Origin of the sequence: Pedobacter gandavensis (genome assembly GCF_014172405.1) — a bacterium.
Taxonomy (GTDB): Bacteria; Bacteroidota; Bacteroidia; order Sphingobacteriales; family Sphingobacteriaceae; genus Pedobacter; species Pedobacter gandavensis.
In genome coordinates, this window is record NZ_WNXC01000005.1 from 282,437 (window position 1) to 304,275 (window position 21,839).

A 21,839-nucleotide genomic window follows, 5' to 3' on the forward strand; every position below is an offset into this window, starting at 1 on the left:
TTACTTATAAAACGTTTAATAGTTGTTCTTTAATTTTCTCCAGCTCTTCTTTCATCCCTACTACTAACTGTTGTATCTGTGCGTCATTTGCTTTAGCACCCATAGTATTGATTTCTCTACCAATTTCTTGGGAGATGAATCCTAATTTTTTACCGTTTGCGTCCTTGCTTTTTAAAGTCTGTGTAAAATAATCACAATGGCTTTTCAGGCGTGTTTTTTCTTCGGTAATGTCTAATTTGTCAATGTAATAGATCAATTCTTGCTCTAAACGGTTCTGATCAACGTTGATCTTACCTACGTTTTCTTCTAAAAACTGGTTCAATCTAGCCCTGATCTGCGGAATCCTTAGGGGTTCTAATTCTTCCACCTGCGCAAAAAACTGTAAGATATTTTTGATTCTCAGTTCTAGATCCGTCTTTAACACGTTTCCTTCAGTAAGTCTGAACTGATTAAAGCTGTCTAAAGCTTTATTGAATGTACTGTATAAGATATCCCAATCACCTTCATTGATTTCCTCTTCCTGGTAGCTGATGACCTCAGGAAAGGTTAAAACGGCTTGTAAGAGATTGGTAGAATTTGCACCCAGATCCACATTAATGGCTTCCAGTTGCTTATAATATTTGCTCAATAACGCAGCATTGATTGTTGCACCTTTCAGACTTTCTTCACCACGGTCGATGTTAATAGAAACACTTACTTTTCCGCGCTCAATCTCTTTACTGCAAACGTTACGCAATAACAACTCCTTTTCGGAAAAAGCTCTGGGAAGTTTTAAGTTGAGTTCTAAAAACTTACTGTTTAAAGACTTAATCTCTACTGCAAACTTGATGTTTTCATGATCAGTAGAGGCCAGGCCAAAGCCCGTCATTGATTTTATCATGTGCAAAGATATAATTTATTGTTAAAATGATTAAACCTATGTTACTTAATGACGCTGAGATCTCATTGGTATCTAACCTTTTTCTCTTTTTTTTGTTAAAAATACAACAGATACCAAGCCGTGTATATGGTTAAAATAACGTCATTAATGGTTATTTTAACTTTTTTTAACGCATTCGGTTGAAAAACAATAGTTAAGTTTACAAAAAAACTATACAAAATGAAGTTTCTACATCTCCTAACATGGTCATTTGGCCTGTTTTTCTTTGCGGCGACGCCGTCAGCATTCTCTCAACAAGAGTTTTTGCTGCGTGGAGTGGTGAAAGAGCGGGGAACAAACACAAGAATACAAAATGCCCAGGTGATTAATAAACGCAATGGATATACCGTATTTACCAGTGATTTGGGGCTTTTTCAATTGAAATCAGCGGTAGGAGATAGCTTATTGGTGATTAAAAAGGACTATTCCGATGGAGAAGCTGGCGTATTTACAACTGCAGACCTGACAATTTATCTAAATAGAGGAGCAACCTTAGAGGAGGTGAAAATTGTTGGACAAACAAAAAAGCAGGAGCTGAATGATATCAAGCGGGAATTTAGAAATAAGGGGTCTTTTTACCAAGGGAAGCCGCCGCTTTTGGCGTATATTTTTCAACCCTTAACAGCAATGTATGAGCTTTTTGGACGTACCCCTAAGAACGCCAGAAGATTTGGAAGGTACTACGACAATGAAATTAAGCAAAGTCAGGTAGACGGTGTTTTTAATGAAGCATTGATTCAGAGCCATACGGACCTTAAAGGGAAGGAACTGGAAGATTTTATGCTCAATTACAGGCCTGAATATGAAAAAACTCAAAACTGGGCGGAATACGATGCCATAAAATACATTCGTGATTCGTATAAAAAATACAAGGATTCCTTAAAAAAGAATCCCTAAATTAAATAGAAAGGGCTTCACATGCTTTTTCTGCCGCAAGCTTCTCCGCGTTTTTCTTATTGTAATCACGGCCAACCCCATAACTTTCGCCCTCTACAACAGCGCTGATTGTAAATAGTTTAGCGCTATCTCCTTCTGTGTTTTGAATCATGTCAAAAGTAATATCTTTTCCATGACGCTGGCACCATTCAATCAATTTGCTCTTGAAGTTCGTTTCTGTAAGTTCCAGAGTATGGATGTCGATGTAAGGCTTAATGATTCTTTTTAATAAGAAATCTTTGGTATAATTATATCCTTTATCCAAATAAACTGCACCAACTAAAGCCTCAAAAGCATCTCCAAGCATGGAGTGATGTTTAGTCTGAATGTTTACCGCTTTCTGATCAAAGACCATGAGCTGGTCAAAACCCATTTTACGTGCGAGCTGATTTAGATTAGCCCTGTTCACGATTTTCGAACGCATTTCCGTTAAAAAGCCTTCTTCTTTGTAAGGATAGGCTTTGAAAAGTACTTCTGCGATAACAGAACCTAAAATCGCGTCTCCAAGAAACTCAAGACGTTCATTACTGCTTCTGCTTCCGTTCTTCAGAACTTTTGCTACAGACCTGTGCCTGAATGCCATTTTGTATAAAACAGTATTTCCAGGAACAAAGCCTAAAATATTTTTTAGCTTTTTTATAAAGACCTTATCTGTTGAAAAATAAAGCTTGTATAGGTCGAATAACGGCATTAATTGTTACAAAAATTATGGATCATATTTGTGAATAGTCTCCTTTTACAGAGACTAATTATTATTCTTCGTACTTTTTGAATATCACAGATGCATTATGACCACCGAAGCCAAAAGTGTTGCTTTGTGCAGCACGAATGGTGCGTTTTTGAGCCTTGTTGAACGTGAAGTTTAATTTAGGATCACATTCCGGATCATCAGTAAAGTGATTGATCGTTGGTGGTACTATATCATTCTGGACAGCAAGGATTGCAGCAATAGCTTCAATAGCACCTGCAGCACCTAGTAAATGGCCTGTCATTGATTTTGTCGAACTGATGTTTAGTTTGTAAGCATCCTCTCCAAATAGATCAACAATAGCCCTGCTTTCGGAGATATCTCCCAATGGGGTAGACGTACCATGGACATTGATATAATCAATATCTGCGGTAGTTAAACCTGCATCTTTTAAAGCATTTGACATTACCATTCTCGCGCCAAGTCCTTGAGGATGAGGTGCGGTAATGTGATTCGCATCCGCGCTCATTCCTCCGCCTACTAATTCAGCATAGATTTTCGCACCGCGTTTTTTTGCATGTTCCAGTTCTTCAAGAATGATCGTTCCTGCACCTTCACCGGCAACAAATCCATCTCTGTCTTTGTCAAACGGCCTTGAAGCTGTTTTTGGATCATCATTTCTAGTAGATAGCGCATGCATTGCATTGAATCCTCCGATTCCAGCCTCATTAATGATGGCTTCAGAACCTCCGCTAATGATCACGTCACACATATTCAAACGAATATAGTTGTAAGCATCAATCATGGCGTTAGTGGATGAAGCACAGGCTGAAACAGTGGCAAAATTCGGTCCGCGTAACCCATATTTTATGGAAATATGGCCCGGAACGATGTCAATAATTACCTTAGGGATGAAGAACGGATTTATACGAGGTGTACCATCGCCTAAAAAGAAGTTCTTCATTTCGTCCTGAAATGTTTTAAAACCGCCAATACCTGATCCCCAGATAACGCCTATACGATTGCAATCTAATTGTGAAAAATCAAAATTACCATCCTTAACAGCCTCATCTGTTGATACTAAAGCGTATTGAACAAATGGATCTAACTTGCGGGCTTCTTTTTTGTCCAAAAAATCTTCAGGGTTGAAGTTTTTAAGTTCACATGCAAACTTCGTCTTGAACTTTGATGTGTCAAAACCTGTAATAGGGCCAGCGCCGCTCACGCCATTCAGCAAACCATCCCAGAATTCTGGGATCGTATTGCCAATTGGAGTGAGCGCACCCAACCCTGTAACTACTACTCTTTTTAATTCCATTTATACGGATTATACGGAGACCGTATTTTTACTTAACGTTTTTCTCTAAGTAAGCAATTGCTTGACCAACAGTACCAATAGTTTCAGCCTGATCATCAGGAATCGCTACATTGAATTCTTTTTCGAACTCCATAATAAGCTCTACTGTATCTAAAGAATCAGCACCTAAGTCGTTAGTGAAAGAAGCTTCTGGTGTAACTTCGTTTTCATCCACACCTAATTTTTCAACGATAATAGCCTTAACTCTTGAAGCAATATCAGACATAATGTTTATAATTTAATGGTTAAATAATTCAGTGCAAAGAAAAATAAATAATTACACATTTCAAATGTTTTTATTTCTCTTCCAATTTTAATGTTTTTATTTTGAACATTAATGTAAAATTAGTTTTATAATTTTGTAATTCCCGTAAAAAAGTGTGTTTTGAACAAAACTTATTTAAAACTGTCCTTAGATCTTGATTTTGTTTTAATCGCCATTACAGCCTCGTTGAAGGATTATATGCTCTGTCATAAGGTCAATACCAGCTTAAATTTCGACTTCGAAAAGATTGAAGATCACGAGGTTTACTTCAATGTGGATGAGAATCCCCTGGCTTTTTCGAAGTATTATTTTTTTGTAGAACAGGGCGAAATCGAGTACTATATCATCAATAATCGCAACGCAGAAGGATTTTTAATTCCAGAAATGAATAAAGTTGACTTTTTTATGATAATTCATCAGTATATTGACAAAGAAGACCTAAATTTTATTTTAACCGGGCTGAACAAACTGGCTGATATTCAGGTAGCTGCGCAAATAGATCCAAAAAAACTAAAGTCCCGGGAAAATTTGGTAATGTAAATTTTATATTGAAGGTGTATTAAATACACTATATTTGATTTTATAAGATTCAGAAATAAAATATTAATAACCAGGCCAACATCGGTTTTCGACATCAGAACCTTCATTTTGTTGGTCCATATAAATTTAAGTAACCAAAATGAAACCATTTCATTCCAGAACAAAAATCGTAGCGACGCTCGGTCCTGCTTCAGCTAAACCAGAAGTTTTATTTAGCATGTTTAATGCCGGACTTGACGTATGCAGATTAAACTTCTCACACGGTTCTCAGGCAGATCACCAGGAAGTTCTAAATACCATCCGCAGTCTTAATAAAAAACACAATTATAACGTAGGTATTCTGGCAGATTTACAGGGTCCTAAGATTAGAATTGGAATGGTAAAAGATGGTGGTATTCACTTAGTTAATGGTAACAAGACGGTCATCACGACCAAAGAATGTATCGGTAACGAAGAGCGTATCTACATCACGTATAACACCTTCCCTCAAGACGTTAAACCAGGTGAGATCATCTTGTTAGATGATGGTAAACTTCAAATGAGAGTGATCGAAACTAACCTTGTTGATGAGGTAGTGTGTGAGATCGTTCATGGTGGTATCCTGACTTCAAGAAAAGGGGTAAACCTTCCAAATACTAAAGTTTCTATCCCTTCTCTAACGGTAGAAGATCGTAAAAACTTAGAGTTTGTATTGGAAAATGATGTAGAATGGATCGGACTTTCTTTTGTTCGTAACGCTGCAGACATCGTAGAATTAAAAGAAATTATCAAACAAAGAGGTAAAACTGCCCGTGTAATTGCGAAGATTGAAAAACCGGAAGCAATTGCTAATATTGATGAAATCATTGCTGTTTCAGATGGTATCATGGTGGCCCGTGGTGACCTGGGTGTTGAAATGCCAATGGAAGAAGTACCGTTGTTGCAAAAAATGATCGTTCAGAAGTGTAGAGCAGCTTCTAAACCTGTAATTATTGCTACGCAAATGCTGGAAAGCATGATCACTACACCAAGGCCAACACGTGCAGAGGTGAATGACGTGGCTAACTCAGTACTTGATGGTGCAGATGCTGTAATGCTTAGCGGAGAGACTTCAGTAGGTGAATTTCCACTGATTGTTATCGAAACTATGCAGAAAATCATTCAGAACATCGAGGTTAACAACTATCCATTCCACCCGGAAAAGTTCCTTAAACCGAAATCTGAAAGCTTCCTAAGCGATGCAATTTGCGATACTGCTTGTTTCTTATCAAAACAAACAAACGCTGTTGGTATCGTTTCTATGACTGTAAGTGGTTATACTGCCTTCGAAATTTCAAGTCACAGACCAAAAGCATTAACTTATATCTTCACCAGCAATGTATCTCTACTAAATACTTTAAGCTTATTATGGGGTGTTCAAGGCTTCTACTACGATAAGTTTGACAGTACTGATGATACCATTCAGGACGTAAATAACTTGCTAAAAGAATACAAAATGATTAAAAAAGGTGATGTAATCATCAACACAGCGGCAATCCCAATGGAGAAAAAAGGGAAAACCAATATGTTGAAAATTACGGTAATTGATTAATCTCTTGTAGCAATCAAAATTTTTTCTACTTTTGCAATCCGCAAAAAAGGAGAGATGTCCGAGTGGCTGAAGGAGCACGCTTGGAAAGCGTGTGTACCTCAAAAGGGTATCGAGGGTTCGAATCCCTCTCTCTCCGCTGTTAAGATTGTACCTTAAAAAGTAGAAAAGGGTTATTCCATAAGGAATAACCCTTTTTTTATATCCACCCATCTCCCCGATTTAAGGTCAATACAAAAGCGCCACATATAAGGAATGGCCAAATTGGGGCAATAGGAGTATTCGATGAGCTCATGACTTACTTTTAAGATAAAAACACAAAAAAAAATAGGCTATACGCTACCTGTAATGTAATGTTCCAGGTTTCCGATAATGAATTTTTGCTCTTCAATGATGTATTTTACTACGTCACCAATGGAAATGATTCCGCTCAGTTTACCATGATCTATGACGGGAAGGTGTCGGACAAATTTGTTGGTCATCAGCCACATACATTCTTCGATCGTGTTGTCTGAAGATACTGTAAGTGGATTTTTAGTCATGATTTCACTAACTGGAATATTTTTGGAAGATTTTCCTTTTAGAATGACCTTTCTTGCGTAATCTCGTTCCGTGAAAATCCCCTTAAACTTTTCCTGATCCATGACCAGAATGGATCCTATGTTTTTTTCAAACATTAACTCTAGTGCTTCAAAGACTGTGGTCTCTGGACTTAAATAGACGTTGGGATGGGTTTTGCCTTGTAAGATATTTCTAACTTTTCCCATAATTGAACTCCTTTCTATGACAGATTTGGTGTACAATGATTCAATAGGGTTGGGTGTATTAAAGTTAAGGCTTATTTTAATAAAAAGAGTACATAATGCAGTTAATTTTTCAATTTGTAAATCAAATGTTTCAATTGTTTGTTATTGATTTACAGCCTGTTTCAGGAGTAGTGTTTCTTTTTTATAATTGCCTTTCCGCCCAGTATTTGGTAATCCTGATATTGGTTAAAATAACCGTCCCCTTGGTTTTCTTTCTGTGATTTTGAAAAACTTATAGCTGATAAAACTGCAATGAGTATGAAAAGTAAGATTTTTTTCTTCTTGGTTTTTCTAGGTGGTCTTCCCCTGTTCCTGTCCGCACAAAAGGTAGTTGTGGTCAAAATTGATGGGGCAATTAATCCAGTATCTGCTTCTTTTATTCATGATGAGATTGAAAAAGCAGCTAAGGATAGGGCAGTGTGTCTGGTGATTAAGCTGAATACACCAGGAGGATTACTACAGTCCACCCGTAGTATTGTTAGTGATATTCTGGTAGCACCGCTTCCAGTAGTGGTTTATGTGGCGCCTTCTGGTGCCCATGCTGGCTCAGCAGGCGTTTTTATTACGCTTGCTGCTCATATTGCTGCGATGGCGCCTGGAACTAATATTGGCGCAGCACACCCCATCAGTCTGGTCGGCCAAACAGATTCAGTGATGAATGTAAAAGCAACCAATGATGCCGCTGCATTTATTCGAAGCATCGCAGAAAAACGAAAACGGAATTTGAAATGGCCCGAAGATGCAGTTAGAAACAGCCTGGCTATTACGGAAAATGAAGCCCTGAAATTGAAAGTGATCGATGATATTGCATGGAACGAAAGGGCTCTGCTCAACCAGATAGATGGCAGGATGGTGGAGTTAAATACGGGTCAGGTAACTTTGCATACCAAGGGTGCAACCATTCAATATGTGAAAATGTCTGTGGCCGAAAAACTGCTGGATTTCATCAGTATTCCTGATGTTGCTTACCTTTTACTGATGCTGGGTATGATTGGAATCTGTTTTGAGCTATTCAATCCAGGGGCAATTTTGCCGGGTATCGTGGGTGTAATTAGTTTGATTCTTGCATTTTATGCGATGAACACCTTACCCGTTAATTATGCTGGTTTGCTATTAATCGCCTTTGCACTGCTGCTATTCCTATTAGAAATTAAAATAACCAGTCATGGCTTTCTTGCAACTGGTGGGGTCGCCTCTCTTCTTCTGGGCTCTATGATGCTGTTCAAATCAAGCTCTTCTTTGGACATGATTAAAATTTCCAGTGGAATTATAACGTCCGTGACCTTAGTTTTTACAGTTTTCTTTCTCTGTGTGATTGGTCTGGGTATAAAGGCACAGCGGCTAAAAACGGTAACTGGCATTCAGTTATTACTGGGAAAAACTGGAGAAGTGCTAAGTCAGCTAGATCCTTATGGACAAGTAGAGATAAACGGAGAAGTGTGGATTGCTGAATCCCTGACTGGAAAAATTAGCATATCTGAGCGGGTAAAGGTGGTCAGGATTAAGGGACTTACACTATTTGTAGAGCCAGTTGGGCAGGCCTGATCAATATTTTTTAAATAAAAGGAGGTGTTTATGTTTTACAATGTATTGTCAATGGTACTCGTTTTTTTTGCCATTATTGTACTTGCCGGTGCAATCCGAATTCTCCGTGAATATGAGCGGGGTGTTATTTTTCGTTTGGGTCGTGTCCTTGATAAGGGAGCAAAGGGGCCGGGACTGGTCATTCTGATTCCTTTTATTGATAAAATGGTCCGGATTTCATTGCGTATTGTGGTGATGGATGTACCGCCACAAGACGTCATCACCAGGGATAATGTCTCTATAAAGGTCAATGCGGTCATCTATTTTAGGGTAATTGACCCTCAGCGTGCGGTGGTGGAGGTGGAAAACTATTTAACGGCAACGTCTCAATTTTCACAGACGACATTACGAAGTGTGCTTGGCCAGTCTGAGTTGGATGATCTCCTTTCTCAACGCGATAAAATTAACCTCCACTTACAACAAATCATCGATCTGAAAACGGAGCCATGGGGAATAAAGGTAACCGCGGTAGAGGTAAAACAAATAGATCTTCCTCAGGAAATGCAACGTGCTATGGCCAAACAGGCGGAAGCAGAACGGGAAAGACGTTCAAAAGTGATTTCTGCCGAAGGGGAGTATCAAGCTTCGCAACGCTTGTCTGATGCCGCAAAAATATTGAGTGAACAACCAAGTGCCCTGACCTTGCGCTATTTGCAAACGCTGCGGGAGATTGCTACGGAAAATAATTCTACAACCATTTTTCCCGTTCCTATTGACCTCTTGAAACCTTTTATGCAACCCGCTGTTGAGATCCAGCCTAAGGAAAACCCTCCAGGCGATGCTGCCGAAAAAAAGGAGCTTTAGCTACTCTTGGAATTTTACTTTTATTTTGTGATTCAGGGATTTACAGGTGTTTTTTCTAAAACGTCAATTTTTTAATAGCCCTTTAAGTGCCTTTAAAACCCCTTTCTAAAAATAAGCAATTTATTAACCGTACATTGCGCTTTTACCTGATTATGAGCGATATTACAAAAGAGTTGCACCAAGGTGCAGATGAGAAGAAGAGACTAGAGTTTGAGGAAAAGCTTAAACAAATTGCTCTAAAATATGATCGTTGGTTTAGCGGGCATACCAATAAAGATACAGGTGACAAGCCGGATAGAATTCAAAACTATTTCCGTTACTTCCAAAATCACGAAGGATTAACCCAACTTTATATTAAAGATGGTATGCCAATAGAAGTTGATTTGGATTGCAGAGAAGCCTTTAAAGCGACCTTTAAAGCTTAAGAAATCACAGCTTCTTTTCTTAAATACCATTGCTGATTTGTCTGTTCTTCCTTTTTCATCCAATGAGACAGGAAGAAGAGATGGGTCTCTGGGTATATGCGATCGCTTACTCGAAAACGAAAAAAGGTTTTATTAGTGGAAGGTTTTTAAAGTTTTGAGGAGGTAGGGCGCTTTCTCCTTTTAGTTTCCATAACTTGAGGTTCTTAATGGCTCCTTTGCCGTTAAAAGCGAATCCAAACTGTCCTTTAGGCTTTACAAAACCAGTACTGTCTTTAAAGGAGATTACGGCTTCCTGGTTGATCCAGATGAAAAATTGATTTCCTGATCTTTGTATTTTCCAGTCTTGCCAATCATGTTGTGTGGTTCTTTTTACCTTAGGCATCGTACCAATATGACCGCTGCTGTGGATAAATGAACCCCTGTTTTCTAAGTTTGCAAATAATGATCGGTCTTCAATAGCGACCCTGTTTTCCAATTGATTGAGAAGAATTCCAAGAAATTTTGAACCATTTAAGTTCAGCATGACTTCAAAAAGGTAGGTTTTTGGTTCTGCAATGGCAGAAAACGTTAAAATATAGTCTTCTGGTAAAGGTTTGTTCGCGAGTAAAATCGCCCAGTTGATATCCTTGCTTGCATGAAGCTCCGCATCCTTAATTTCCCAACTTCCATTAACTGTCAGCCATTTTTTTTGAAGCTGATTCTTTTTAAAATCTTGTTCAAAGATCAGTTTACTTTGCGCATTTGAGGTGAAAACGGTATTAACAGCTAAAAATAGGGATAAAATAAATACAGGGAACTTCATCATAGGGGAAAATAGGCAGGATATTGATAGAATCTGCGGGCAAATATAGGAATTGCAGACCTGTGATCTCTGTAAAAGACGTTACAGGTCTGTAATTCTATTCACCTGAGCCATGCGATTAGTTGCCGGAAGCTTCTACATATTTTTTAAAATTATTTAGAATTGCTTGCCAGCCATCTCTTTGCATTTCTTTTGAATTCGTGCTTTCTGCATCGAAACGCTCTGTGATTTTTACTCCATCGATATTTTTTTCAAAGTTGATTTTTACCTTTCTGTCATCCCCGAGGGTATAGCTAATCAATTCATAAGGAACCACTTCATCATAAACCCCGCCAAAGTCAAAACCAAAACTACCATCTCTGGCTTCCATTCTTGAGCTGAATTTCCCACCTGGTCGTAAATCATTTTCCGCAGTTGGCGTATGCCAGTCTTCGGAAGCTGAATTCCATTTAATAATGTCTGATGGCGTGCTCCAGGCTTTCCAAACAGTTTCAATTGGTGCATTTACAGTAGCTGTTACCGTAATTACGTTTTGATCTTGTGTCGTCATTTTCGTTTCTTTAATTGGTTGATGAATCAAAGTTAATGCTATTGTATTTATTTTCTGTGGGTAGTAGCGACAATCTGAGGGGGAATTCGCGACATTAGCGCGTATCCTATTTTGTTGATTTAAATTAAATAAGGCTCATTTATCCGATTTTTAACCAGCCGGTAATGCTCATTCTGGGCTTATTAGTCATCAAAACTTCATGCTCCAATTCGCTGCTTTTAAAGAAAACACTCTTCCCGTTCATCGGCGAAATATGCTGTAGGGTGTCTGCATGATGAATGCACAGTTCCCCTCCATCAGCAAGTTGCCAATCTGTATTGAGGTACATAATCATGGAGTATTGCCTGCTTACATTCGTTCGAAATTGATCCAGGTGTTTCTTGTAGAAACTGCCTGTCTCATATAAGGTATAATGGAATTCATATCCTGTAATTCCCGTGTAGCAGGTGCTGTTCAGGTGGCTCACAAAACTATCCATGAGGTCAAAAAAGGCATTTTCATGGGGGTCATTGTGCGCCCTGTCCAGCCAGTAAATCCGATCACTTCGAAATAATTTGTCCTGGACGACAACAGTATCGTTGCCTGTTCCTGCGGATAAAAGCAGGTTTCCCTGGTAAAGCCGTGTTAGGTTGGTTTTTAAATGACTGGATAACTGATCATTTAAAAAGAGGTCTGCTATGCCAACCTTATTGTTTATAAAGCTGTCAATTAGCGTATTAAATATTTTTTCCAATGGAAAGGTGCGGCGCGATCAGGGCATAATTGCCCTTATCTGGTGAAGGTAGTTTTAATTAGCGGTAACTAATTGTATTTCAATAAGGTTTGCTGTAGTATAAAAGTCTATGGAATTTGTAGTTTATTTAATTATCTTTGTGCCATTAAAGGATTAAACCAGCTCAATAACATGAACATATTTAAGTTTGCCATTTTTGGATTACTGCTGAGCAGTACTACCGTTTTTGCACAAGATAATAGTAAAGTTGCCATTACCGGAACAGTTAAAGGGGCAACATCAGGGAAAGTATACCTTCAGAAATTTGATAATAAAATGTTTAGGACGCTGGATTCAGCAGAAGTAAAAAACGGGACATTTAAGTTCAATAAAAGCCTTAAATTGCCTGAATTGTATGGTCTAACTCTTGATAAAGAGGAAAGTCCATTGTATGTTTTCCTGGAGAAAGGCCAGGTTAATGTAACACTTGATCCAGAGAAATATTATAGAAATTCGGTGGTGACTGGCTCTGTTTCCAATGATCTGTTTACCGATTATAAGAAAGAAAAAGACGTTAAAATTGACGAATTCATCAAAAAGAATCCAAACTCTTTAGTGGCTGCTTATGTATTATACAGAGATTTCTCCTACAGATTGACTCCAGAAGAAATCAGCCAAAACTTGCAATTACTGGATCCTTCTTTGCAAAACACACCATATGTTGCGGTATTGAAAGATTTGGTGAACGTGTTGAACTCGGTAAGTATTGGAAAAAAAGCACCGGATTTTGAAGGAAATACGCCGGAAGGAAAAACGATTAAACTTTCCGATCATTTTGGGAAATATCTGTTGCTTGATTTTTGGGCTTCTTGGTGCGGACCATGCAGAAGAGAAAATCCAAATCTGGTAAAAGCCTATCAAAAATATCATGAAAAAGGATTTGACATCTTCGCGGTGTCTTTAGATAAATCAAAAGAGGCCTGGTTAAAAGGAATTAAAGATGACAACCTGAGCTGGACTCATGTTTCAGACCTGACCTTTTGGAACAGCGCCGGGGCAAAGTTGTATGGCGTAAGAGCGATCCCTGCAAATGTATTGATCGATCCTAATGGAGTAATTATTGCAAGAAACCTAAGCGGTGAAGAACTGGAGAAAAAGTTAGCAACGCTTTTAGCTAGCTCATTGGCGGAAACAAAGTAAAATTATTCGTGTTCATTTCTTCGTAAATGAGGGAAAAAATAAATGCCTGTTCATCCTTGTTGAACAGGCATTTATTTTTTGAGATATTGCCTTTTATAAGCTTGTATCAATCAATAAAGGTTATACTAAAATATGGACCATTAATTTTATGCCTGATGTAGGTACAAGTTAAGTAGGGCAGCAGCTGAAGCGCCAATTAGTGGACCAACAACAGGGATCCAGGCATATCCCCAGCCACTATCACCTTTTCCATGAACAGGTAATATGGCGTGCATAATTCTTGGAACTAAATCTCTTGCCGGATTGATGGCATAACCAGTGGTTCCTCCAAGCGACAATCCAATCACCCAAACCAGAAATGCAACTGGTATTGCGCCTAATGAACCTAGTCCTATGGCTGTTTTTTCCGTACCTAAAGCTGCATCAGTAAAATGAAGAATGACAAAAATCAGGACAAATGTGCCTATGATCTCTGAGATCAGGTTAGACCATTTGTTTTTGATCGCCGGAGCGGTACAGAAAGTAGCCTGTTTTGCAGCTTGACTTTCAGTTGGTTTATAATGGTCTTTATAAGTTAACCAAACTAGAAAAGCGCCTAAAAATGCGCCAATAAATTGCGCTGCAACATATAGTGGAACTTTAGCCCAGCTAAATTTTCCGGCAATGGCGAGGCCAATAGAAACAGCAGGATTCAGGTGTGCTCCGCTATAAGGCCCGGCCACAACTACGCCCACAAATACGGCGAGTGCCCAGGCAGTTGTGATGACGATCCAACCACCATTGTTTCCTTTGGTACCGGATAAGACCACATTTGCAACCACCCCATTTCCCAAAAGTATCATTAACATAGTACCGATGACCTCGGCTGAAAATTCCGACATTTCTATAGATTTAAGTTTTTTAATGAACTAAGCGCAATTATACGTAAGTATAAACAAACCGTTTCGAAAAAATAGAAAGCCAATTGGAAAATTTAATCAACCAGATGCCTTTAGCCTTTGCATTCCGGTTGCTTAAAATGGCTTAGCATACAAACAACGTTTCTTGGAAATGAGTGTGGCCAGCCCTTATTGTATCAAATTTGATACAATAAGGGCTGGCTTTAATATCCTCGGTCTTGTCTTGAGATATTTTTCTTTTTGGAGGGTTAAAACACTTCAAATGAGCCATTCAGCAAGGATTTCAATAAGCTGATTTTCTTCCCCCAAGGCATTGTGGCACATTTCTTTCTAAGCCCCCTCAAATAAAATAACACATTATGAAAAAGATCATCATTTTGGCAATTTGCCTATTCACCGCTGGTGCTGTAAATGCACAAAGTCCAATTAGGTTTGGGATTAAGGGCGGACTAAACGTCCCTAACATCATCAAAGGAGACGGAAATAACGATTATAAAACAAAAGTAAACCCTGGGTTTAATGCAGGTATTACTTTGGATATTATGCTGATTAAAGGTCTGGCATTCACTCCAGAGCTATTGTATTCCACCAAAGGATATAAATTGGAAACACCACTGGGTGAGTTCAAACAAACAACCCATTTCGTCGATATACCAATTTTGGCTACCATTAATGTGGGCGGTTCTGGTTTAAACCTGGTTGTAGGGCCTCAGGTTTCTTTCTTAACCTCTACCAAAAATAAATATTCAAGCGATTTTGGTCCAACTATAGAAGAGGAATACAGAGAAGATTCTGATAAGTTTAAAAAGAGTCTTTTGGGAGGGGTAATTGGTTTTAGATATGATATTAATGACAAATTTGACCTTCATGGACGTTATGCATTGGATTTCCAGAAAAATAATGAGGATGGAACGAAAAGAACTCCAGAATACAAAAACCAGGTATTCTCAGTTGGACTGGGTATGAAATTCTAAGCTGAGATTTCTCAGCTGTGTTGAATTTCAGACAATTTATGCGCTTTGCCTGGAAAATTATGAACAGCTGTTGATTGACTTTATTTAACTGATAGTCAGTGGAGTTTGGCTCTTGTAATCGCCTTTTCTTGCCATTGTAACCAAGTGTTTGGCATGGTTATTACATTAACCTCCTTGAATTTTAAAATAATTAAAATCGATAACTATGAAAAAATTATTCATTATAGGATTAGGTCTAACGATGAGCAGTATGGCCTATACGGCAAAAGCACAACAATCACAAAGTGCAGCAAACGATCAGATCAGGTTTGGTATTAGAGCTGGAGCCAATCTGATGAACATGGGTAAGATCTCTATTGCTGATCAAAATTATTCCACAGATTCAAAAGTAGGATTTCAGGCTGGTGTATATGCAGACCTACCTTTAGGTGGTGGCTTTGCTTTCTTGCCGGAGGTAATGTACTCCCAAAAAGGGGGTAAGTTTAAAGAGACTTTTGCAGGAAATACCTCAGAATTTGATTCTAAAGTAGGTTATCTAGATGTGCCAATTCTGATCGGTTACAGACCAACTCCAGAATTGACGATTTTTGCAGGTCCTCAGGCATCTTTCCTGCTTTCTCAGGAATCTTCATTTAAGGTGAATGGGGAACAAGTAGGAGATAGCTTTACTAACAAAAAGGATTATAAAAAATCTATCGCAGGTGGAGTTGTAGGTCTTGGGTATAACATTACCCCTAATATCAATGTGAATGGAAGATATGCGATGGACTTTCAAAAATCATTTAATGATGATTTAAACCAGGATAAATTGAAAAATAAAGGTTTCGCCTTATCCTTAGGATATACTTTTTAGAACCTGATTTTTTAGAAATTCGCTAGAAATTTAAATTTAGATTATTGTAAAAAGCCCGTGTCATTCAATTGATACGGGCTTTTTAGCTCCTTGTTTTTTTATCTACCTTTGAGATTTAACCGAATCCCAGCTCCATGAAATTTAAATACCCCATCCTTGCTTTCTTTTGTTCCTTAACAGGCCTTTCTACAGCTCAGGCACAGCAAACAGAAAACCAAACACAGCAACAGTCACAACAAGTGCAACGGAAAAGCTATATAGAAACGTTGTCGGTGCCTAACCCATGGGTTGATTCTGTATTTAAGAAGTTAAATAAGCGTCAGCGAATTGCACAGCTGTTTTTCGTGAGAGCACACACAGATATGGGCAAAGTTTTCGAAGATTCGATTGCCAAGGTGGTTAAAAAAGAACGAATCGGCGGTCTTGTGTTTTTTCAAGGAGGTCCCGGCCGCCAAGCAATCTTAACGAATAAATATCAGGCACTCGCACGTGTACCTTTATTGATCACTTCGGATGGAGAATGGGGACTCGGAATGCGTTTAGACAGCACGATTTCTTATCCTTACCAAATGGCACTAGGTGCTGTTCAGGACAAAGGATTAATCTATAAAATGGGACAAGAGGTAGCCAAAGACTACAAACGCATTGGGATGCACATGAACCTGGCGCCAGATGTAGATGTCAACAACAATCCTAAAAATCCAGTGATCAATTATAGGTCATTTGGCGAAAATAAATACAATGTGACCGCTAAAGCTTCCGCTTATATGAAGGGAATGCAGGATGGCGGACTATTGGTTAGCTTAAAACATTTCCCCGGACATGGGGACACCGACGTAGATTCTCATTACGATCTGCCTAAACTGCCTTTTTCAAAAGAGAGACTGGACAGCCTGGAAATCTATCCTTTTCGCGAACTCATTAAGGAAGGAGCAGCGGGAGTGATGATCGCACATATGAATATTCCGGCATTAGACAATACGCCAAATATGCCTTCCACCTTATCAAAACCTATTGTTACCGGGATCTTAAAGGAAGAGCTGGGCTTTAAAGGAATCATCATTTCAGATGCGATGGGTATGAAAGGTGTAGTGAAGTACTTCAAGGATGGTGAGGCTGATGTGATGGGAATTATTGCTGGAAATGACATTCTAGAGCTCTCGGAAAATAGCGCCCGCGCGATTAAACTCGTTAGAAAAGCAGTTCGAGAAGGACGAATTCCAATGGAGCGCATCAATCAGAGCGTAAAAAAGATTCTAACTGCTAAATACTGGGCCGGCTTAAATGTAAAAGACACGGTTAATGAACAGCATGTTTATGCGGAAGTTAACCGACCAGAAAGTAAAGTATTGTTACAACAGCTTGCAGATGCTTCCATGACTTTGCTCAGGGGAAAACAGTACCTAAAAACACTTGCTGCTGAAAAGAGAACAGCAATCATTAGTATTGGTACACCTCAGGTGACAATCTTCCAGACGGATTTGGGTAAATATTACAAGAATTCTATTTTTTATACCCTTGATAAGACTGCAAATGCCGCCGCCATTGCTAAAATTTTAAAGGAAATTGGCAATTTTGATCAGGTGATTATCGGGATTCATGATACACGCAATCGCCCGGGAAATGGAATGGTCTTAAGCGCAGACCTGAAGAAATTTATTAAAGATATGTCAGATCAGAATGCCGTGTTTGCCTTGTTTGCGAATCCATATAATATTGCCGCTTTGCCAGGTTTAGAGAACAGTAAGGCACTGATTGTCGCGTATCAAAAGGAAGACTTTATGCAGCGTGCAGCGGCATCAGTGCTTAAAAATCAATTGATACCTTCTGGTAAATTGCCAGTTACCGTGAATCAGAGCTTTAAGTATGGTGATGGGTTGTAAAAGAAATTTTCACTAAATATAAAGCCACCAAAAAGTATCTAGCTTTTTGGTGGCTTTTTTTATGGGTATGCAAACAATTATAGCTGGGAATTTAAAACTATTTGTTCGCACCTGTGGGTATGATCCCTTAATTTATGATTTGTTGTTTTCAGGTTTTAATGCAGCAGCAGTCCAGCCCTTCAAAAATTCAGATACCTTTTTCACACTGTGGCCTTTTCCTTCTTCCAGGTAAGCCGAGTTTTGGGTGTGTAATAGTTTCCCATTGCCATCAAGGATTAGAAATACAGGAAATCCGAAACGTCCTGGATATTGCAATTTCGCCAATACCGCTTCATTTTTGTTCTCTTTGCTATAGTTGATCAATACGGTTTCATAATTGTCATTCAACAATTTTTTAAGCTCCGGGGTGTTGTCTACCAGATTGTGAAAGGCGATACACCAAGAACACCAGTTCCCACCAACCTGTACAAATACGTGTTTACCTTCTTTTTTAGCCTTTGCAATGGCAGCTTTAAGATCGGCCTGTGCATTCGCAGCAGGATTATAAATTTTAACCGCCTCTTTGGTATCCTGCGCAAAGCTGCTGGCAGAGATAGTAAGGAAAGCGAAAAGTAGTAATGCCAGTTTTTTCATGAGTATTCTTTTTGATTTTTAGGTTGATACAATTTCTGATAAAATATTAAGATTTAAGAGGATTTCAACCCAATAAATTTGCTTAATCCAAAAATAGAAAACTATTCAGATCTTTTTGTAATCTGAGTATAAAATTAATCTACTAATTTGGTAGTCTACTATTTTGTGGAAACTTCGGAAGAATCCTTTAGCTTTACCTAATGCCTCAACAGCCGTTAAAAATACTACAAGCTTCCGCAGGATCTGGTAAAACATTCAGTCTTACAGCCCATTATTTGACCCTATTATTATCCGGAGAAACGAAATATCGGGAAATTCTTGCCGTAACCTTTACCAATAAGGCAACCGAAGAGATGAAAACCAGGATCATGGAGGTGTTGAAAGGCTTTGCACTCGGGCAGGAAGATGTGGAAGACTATCGGGTATTGGTTTTAAAAGCGCATCCCGATTTAAATAAATCGCTGCTTCAGCAAAGATCGGAGCGGATCTATAAAAGAATCCTTCATGATTATAGCCGTTTTTCTGTTAGTACAATTGATGGATTCGTTCAAAAAGTGATCAGAGGCTTTGCCTTTGAATTGGGTTTAGATTCCGGCTATGCCTTAGAGATGAATTTTGAGAAGGTAAAGAACGAACTTGCAGACAAGCTGGATGAGCAAATGGACCACAATCCAAACCTCTTGCAGTGGATTATTGACCTTGCCTTAGACCGGATCAGCAACAATGTAAGCTGGAACTATAGAAATGAGCTGACCGACCTTGCTGGTGAGATTTTCAAAGAACGTTATCAGCCATTCGACAATGCTATTCAGGAATTAATTGAGCACAACGACCTCAATGCCATGTTTGGGGAGTATAGTAAAACAACTAAGCAACAAATTAATCTGTTTGAGCGCGATCTTAAAGAGCTGGCATTGCGCGCAACCAATCTTTTTGAAGGTGCGAATGTTCCTACGGATCAGCTCAAAGGAAAATCCAGGTCTCCTTTGCTGGCAATAGCGAAAATTTCTGATGGAGATTTCTCCAAGCTCGAAACGATTGCCAGAGTCATTAATGAACCGGAAGAATGGTTTAAACCAGGTGCCGACGATAGTCTTTACTATACGTTGAACCCTATCCTCGATAAATTATACCAACATTATATCCATGGCCTGCCGGAATATATTCTTGCCCAGGCCTTCAATAAAAATTTATACTACCTGCGCTTAATGCAGGAAATGGCGGTTTTGTTGAAAACTTACCGACAAGAAAGTGGCAATCTACTCATCAGTGATGCGCAAAATCTGCTGAAAGGAATTACCGGAGAAGACGATGACAACCCTGCCTTTATCTGGGAAAAAACCGGGAGTCGATACCGACATTTTCTGTTTGATGAGTTTCAGGATACCTCTGCAAATCAGTGGGGAAACTTTAAACCCCTGTTGAAAAATGCGATGGCGGAAGCCAATGGAAAATTGATTGATCATTTGATTGTAGGTGATGTCAAGCAATCTATTTATCGCTGGAGGAATGGAGATTGGAATATCCTCCACCAACAAGCAAAGAAAGATATTGGTGAAACTTACGTGGTTGCCGCAAACCTGGAAGAGAATTACCGAAGTACAGAAAATATCATTTCTTTCAACAATACGCTTTTTAAAGCATTGCCAATCCTCATGCAGCGCCGGTTAAATGAAACGATTGGAGAACAAGCTGCCAATGAGAAATTAGCCAATTGGTGGGAAGAAATGGGCTTCAGTCACATCATGACTGACGTTTATGCCGAAGTAGAACAGAAGATTACTCCAAAAACAGCGGAAGGTGGTGCCATTGATTTTTCTGTTTTGAAAACAGATGCGGATGGTGCCAGCCTGGGCAGAACAGGCTTCAAACCTGAAGCATTAAGGCGTATGGTAGAGACCTTAAAGCGCCTGATTGTGGAAGAACAACGCTATAAAGCAGGTGATGCCTGTGTTTTGGTGCGCTCCAATTCAGAAGCAATTGCCGTGGTAGATGCGCTAATGGAGAACAACATTAATGTGATCTCCGGTGAAGCCTTGTTGATTGAGAACAATGTCTCGGTAAAAATTCTGATCAACACCTTAAAAGTGATGGCCGGAATCCCTGGAAATACAGCTTTGTATAAAGCGAATATCATCAGTTTACATGCGCAGTTAAGAGGCGTTGAGGTTCTGCCAGATCAATTGTTCAACCTGAAAATTAAAGGTCTGGAACACTTGATCGAGATTCTCCCACAGGAACTTTGTGAAAATTGGAAGAGCTGGATGCAGCAACCTTTGCCAGAGCTATTGGAAAAATTAATCCATGCTTATGGACTGAATCAAGCCAGACATGCTGCGCATTTACCTTACCTCTTTGCATTAAGAGATCTTGCCGGGAATTTCGCCAGACAAGGGGAAAAAGGGATCACCGCTTTTCTGACCTATTGGGATGAAGAAGGAAAAAGAAAAACCTTGCCCTCTTCAGAAAGTACAGATGCGGTACAGGTGATTACCATTCATAAATCTAAAGGATTAGCTTTTAAAGTGGTGATGGTACCATTCTGTAACTGGGAAATCAATGGAAAACCCAATGGGATTTTTTGGGTGCCTACAGCAGATACCGCTTACCATCAGCTGCAAAGTATTCCTTTGAAATACAATAAAGAACTCGGACAATCGGCAGTTGCCATTCCTTATTATGAGGAATTACTTTACAACAATATGGATGCGCTAAACATGTTATATGTTGCAACCACCAGAACAAAAGAGTACCTGTACATCACCTGCCTGGGTAAAAAGACGGACACGGTAAGTACGATCGGCGATGTGTTGGCGATGACTTTACAAGATCAATTGGATGAAGAAGGTCGCTTTTTTGTGGATGTGCCTGTAGTTAAAAAGAGTAAATCAAAGCCGGCCGAAGAAAATGGACCCGCGTTGATCAATTTGCAGGAATATCCAACTTCAGAAAGGCTTTCAGAAGTTTTCAATAATAAGCTCAAAAGAAAAGAACTGGAAATGTTAACCGGCACAAATGCTGGTCGGGAAGGGACGATTTTACACGAGATATTGGCCAGATCAGCTAATCTTCAAGAGATGGAAACTGCCTTGAGCAGTATGCTCAATGAAGGGTTCTTTAAAGTAGATGAGTTGCCCTCTCTCCGCAGGCAAGCGGGGAATGTGTTGGCACATGAAGAGCTACAGGCCTTATTGAAAACCAGTAAAGAGACCATTAACGAAAAGAGCATTATTGATGTCCGCGGAAAAATGTACCGTCCGGATAAAGTGCTGATCTCTGGAAATGAGGTCATCGTGATTGATTATAAATTTACGCTTAAAGAGAGCGACTCACATATTAAACAAGTGTACGGATACCGCGACTTGTTATTGGCAATGGGCTACCAGAAGGTAAAAACCTATTTGTTTTATGCACATAGTGCAACCTTAAAATCAGTGTAAAG

Annotated in this window: 21 protein-coding genes and 1 tRNA gene; 12 read left to right on the forward strand and 10 right to left on the reverse strand. The window is 39.1% G+C overall.

Annotated elements, in window-relative coordinates; translation table 11 throughout:
* Nucleotides 1–4: 4 nt before the first annotated feature.
* The gene (locus GM920_RS15330) at nucleotides 5–868 is read right to left on the reverse strand and encodes a YicC/YloC family endoribonuclease (protein WP_182959240.1); all 864 of its coding nucleotides are present in this window, start codon (nucleotides 866–868) and stop codon (nucleotides 5–7) included.
* Between the two features lie 231 nt (nucleotides 869–1,099).
* Here GM920_RS15330 and GM920_RS15335 point away from each other — a divergent pair, with 231 nt between their 5' ends.
* Entirely contained in the window at nucleotides 1,100–1,816 is a 717-nt protein-coding gene (locus GM920_RS15335; protein WP_182959051.1) for a hypothetical protein, read from the forward strand.
* 1 nt (nucleotide 1,817) lies between these two features.
* Here GM920_RS15335 and rnc read toward each other — a convergent pair whose 3' ends face one another.
* The 3 genes from rnc to GM920_RS15350 form a co-directional block, all read right to left on the reverse strand.
* Entirely contained in the window at nucleotides 1,818–2,546 is a 729-nt protein-coding gene (gene rnc, locus GM920_RS15340) for a ribonuclease III (RefSeq protein ID WP_182959053.1), read from the reverse strand.
* 61 nt (nucleotides 2,547–2,607) lie between these two features.
* Nucleotides 2,608–3,861, reverse strand: a complete 1,254-nt coding sequence (gene fabF / locus GM920_RS15345) for a beta-ketoacyl-ACP synthase II (RefSeq protein ID WP_062546457.1) — start codon at nucleotides 3,859–3,861, stop codon at nucleotides 2,608–2,610.
* Between the two features lie 28 nt (nucleotides 3,862–3,889).
* Nucleotides 3,890–4,126 carry an acyl carrier protein gene (locus tag GM920_RS15350; protein ID WP_008241990.1) on the reverse strand — a complete coding sequence of 79 codons (237 nt, stop codon included), beginning with the start codon at nucleotides 4,124–4,126 and terminating at the stop codon, nucleotides 3,890–3,892.
* Between the two features lie 159 nt (nucleotides 4,127–4,285).
* Between GM920_RS15350 and GM920_RS15355 the strand changes: the two genes are divergently transcribed.
* The 3 genes from GM920_RS15355 to GM920_RS15365 all read left to right on the forward strand — a co-directional run bounded on the left by GM920_RS15355 (nucleotide 4,286) and on the right by GM920_RS15365 (nucleotide 6,411).
* The gene (locus GM920_RS15355; RefSeq protein WP_182959055.1) at nucleotides 4,286–4,705 is read left to right on the forward strand and encodes an IPExxxVDY family protein; all 420 of its coding nucleotides are present in this window, start codon (nucleotides 4,286–4,288) and stop codon (nucleotides 4,703–4,705) included.
* A 139-nt stretch (nucleotides 4,706–4,844) separates the two neighbouring features.
* A complete protein-coding gene (gene pyk / locus GM920_RS15360; protein ID WP_182959058.1) occupies nucleotides 4,845–6,275 on the forward strand; it encodes a pyruvate kinase in 1,431 nt (476 codons plus the stop codon).
* 48 nt (nucleotides 6,276–6,323) lie between these two features.
* Nucleotides 6,324–6,411 (forward strand) — tRNA-Ser (locus GM920_RS15365).
* A 193-nt stretch (nucleotides 6,412–6,604) separates the two neighbouring features.
* Here the strand turns inward: GM920_RS15365 and GM920_RS15370 are convergent.
* Entirely contained in the window at nucleotides 6,605–7,039 is a 435-nt protein-coding gene (locus tag GM920_RS15370) for a CBS domain-containing protein (protein WP_182959061.1), read from the reverse strand.
* A gap of 297 nt (nucleotides 7,040–7,336) precedes the next feature.
* On the opposite strand from GM920_RS15370, the gene GM920_RS15375 reads away from it, so the two are divergent.
* The 3 genes from GM920_RS15375 to GM920_RS15385 all read left to right on the forward strand — a co-directional run bounded on the left by GM920_RS15375 (nucleotide 7,337) and on the right by GM920_RS15385 (nucleotide 9,891).
* A complete protein-coding gene (locus tag GM920_RS15375; RefSeq protein WP_182959064.1) occupies nucleotides 7,337–8,623 on the forward strand; it encodes an NfeD family protein in 1,287 nt (428 codons plus the stop codon).
* A gap of 30 nt (nucleotides 8,624–8,653) precedes the next feature.
* The gene (locus GM920_RS15380) at nucleotides 8,654–9,466 is read left to right on the forward strand and encodes a slipin family protein (protein WP_182959066.1); all 813 of its coding nucleotides are present in this window, start codon (nucleotides 8,654–8,656) and stop codon (nucleotides 9,464–9,466) included.
* A gap of 152 nt (nucleotides 9,467–9,618) precedes the next feature.
* On the forward strand, nucleotides 9,619–9,891 hold the full coding sequence (locus GM920_RS15385; RefSeq protein WP_182959069.1) for a hypothetical protein: 273 nt from the start codon (nucleotides 9,619–9,621) through the stop codon (nucleotides 9,889–9,891).
* A 106-nt stretch (nucleotides 9,892–9,997) separates the two neighbouring features.
* On the opposite strand, the gene GM920_RS15390 is transcribed toward GM920_RS15385, so the two are convergent.
* The 3 genes from GM920_RS15390 to GM920_RS15400 all read right to left on the reverse strand — a co-directional run bounded on the left by GM920_RS15390 (nucleotide 9,998) and on the right by GM920_RS15400 (nucleotide 11,976).
* On the reverse strand, nucleotides 9,998–10,696 hold the full coding sequence (locus GM920_RS15390; protein WP_182959071.1) for a hypothetical protein: 699 nt from the start codon (nucleotides 10,694–10,696) through the stop codon (nucleotides 9,998–10,000).
* A gap of 115 nt (nucleotides 10,697–10,811) precedes the next feature.
* Complete coding sequence (locus GM920_RS15395) at nucleotides 10,812–11,243, reverse strand: SRPBCC family protein (RefSeq protein ID WP_182959073.1); 432 nt, start codon at nucleotides 11,241–11,243, stop codon at nucleotides 10,812–10,814.
* A 139-nt stretch (nucleotides 11,244–11,382) separates the two neighbouring features.
* Complete coding sequence (locus tag GM920_RS15400) at nucleotides 11,383–11,976, reverse strand: 2OG-Fe(II) oxygenase (RefSeq protein WP_182959075.1); 594 nt, start codon at nucleotides 11,974–11,976, stop codon at nucleotides 11,383–11,385.
* Nucleotides 11,977–12,147: 171 nt separating this feature from the next.
* Between GM920_RS15400 and GM920_RS15405 the strand changes: the two genes are divergently transcribed.
* Nucleotides 12,148–13,155: a TlpA disulfide reductase family protein gene (locus tag GM920_RS15405; RefSeq protein WP_182959077.1), complete on the forward strand. Its 1,008-nt coding sequence runs from the start codon at nucleotides 12,148–12,150 to the stop codon at nucleotides 13,153–13,155.
* Nucleotides 13,156–13,301: 146 nt separating this feature from the next.
* Here GM920_RS15405 and GM920_RS15410 read toward each other — a convergent pair whose 3' ends face one another.
* On the reverse strand, nucleotides 13,302–14,036 hold the full coding sequence (locus GM920_RS15410) for an MIP/aquaporin family protein (RefSeq protein WP_182959079.1): 735 nt from the start codon (nucleotides 14,034–14,036) through the stop codon (nucleotides 13,302–13,304).
* A gap of 377 nt (nucleotides 14,037–14,413) precedes the next feature.
* Here GM920_RS15410 and GM920_RS15415 point away from each other — a divergent pair, with 377 nt between their 5' ends.
* From GM920_RS15415 to GM920_RS15425, 3 genes are all read left to right on the forward strand, one after another.
* Entirely contained in the window at nucleotides 14,414–15,028 is a 615-nt protein-coding gene (locus GM920_RS15415; RefSeq protein ID WP_182959081.1) for a porin family protein, read from the forward strand.
* 205 nt (nucleotides 15,029–15,233) lie between these two features.
* Nucleotides 15,234–15,881 carry a porin family protein gene (locus GM920_RS15420; RefSeq protein WP_182959082.1) on the forward strand — a complete coding sequence of 216 codons (648 nt, stop codon included), beginning with the start codon at nucleotides 15,234–15,236 and terminating at the stop codon, nucleotides 15,879–15,881.
* 134 nt (nucleotides 15,882–16,015) lie between these two features.
* Nucleotides 16,016–17,764 carry a glycoside hydrolase family 3 protein gene (locus tag GM920_RS15425; protein WP_182959083.1) on the forward strand — a complete coding sequence of 583 codons (1,749 nt, stop codon included), beginning with the start codon at nucleotides 16,016–16,018 and terminating at the stop codon, nucleotides 17,762–17,764.
* Nucleotides 17,765–17,896: 132 nt separating this feature from the next.
* On the opposite strand, the gene GM920_RS15430 is transcribed toward GM920_RS15425, so the two are convergent.
* Nucleotides 17,897–18,397 (reverse strand): thioredoxin family protein, encoded by a 501-nt coding sequence (locus tag GM920_RS15430; RefSeq protein ID WP_182959084.1) that lies wholly within the window; start codon nucleotides 18,395–18,397, stop codon nucleotides 17,897–17,899.
* A 200-nt stretch (nucleotides 18,398–18,597) separates the two neighbouring features.
* Between GM920_RS15430 and GM920_RS15435 the strand changes: the two genes are divergently transcribed.
* Nucleotides 18,598–21,837 carry a UvrD-helicase domain-containing protein gene (locus GM920_RS15435; protein WP_182959085.1) on the forward strand — a complete coding sequence of 1,080 codons (3,240 nt, stop codon included), beginning with the start codon at nucleotides 18,598–18,600 and terminating at the stop codon, nucleotides 21,835–21,837.
* The last annotated feature ends 2 nt before the right edge of the window (nucleotides 21,838–21,839 follow it).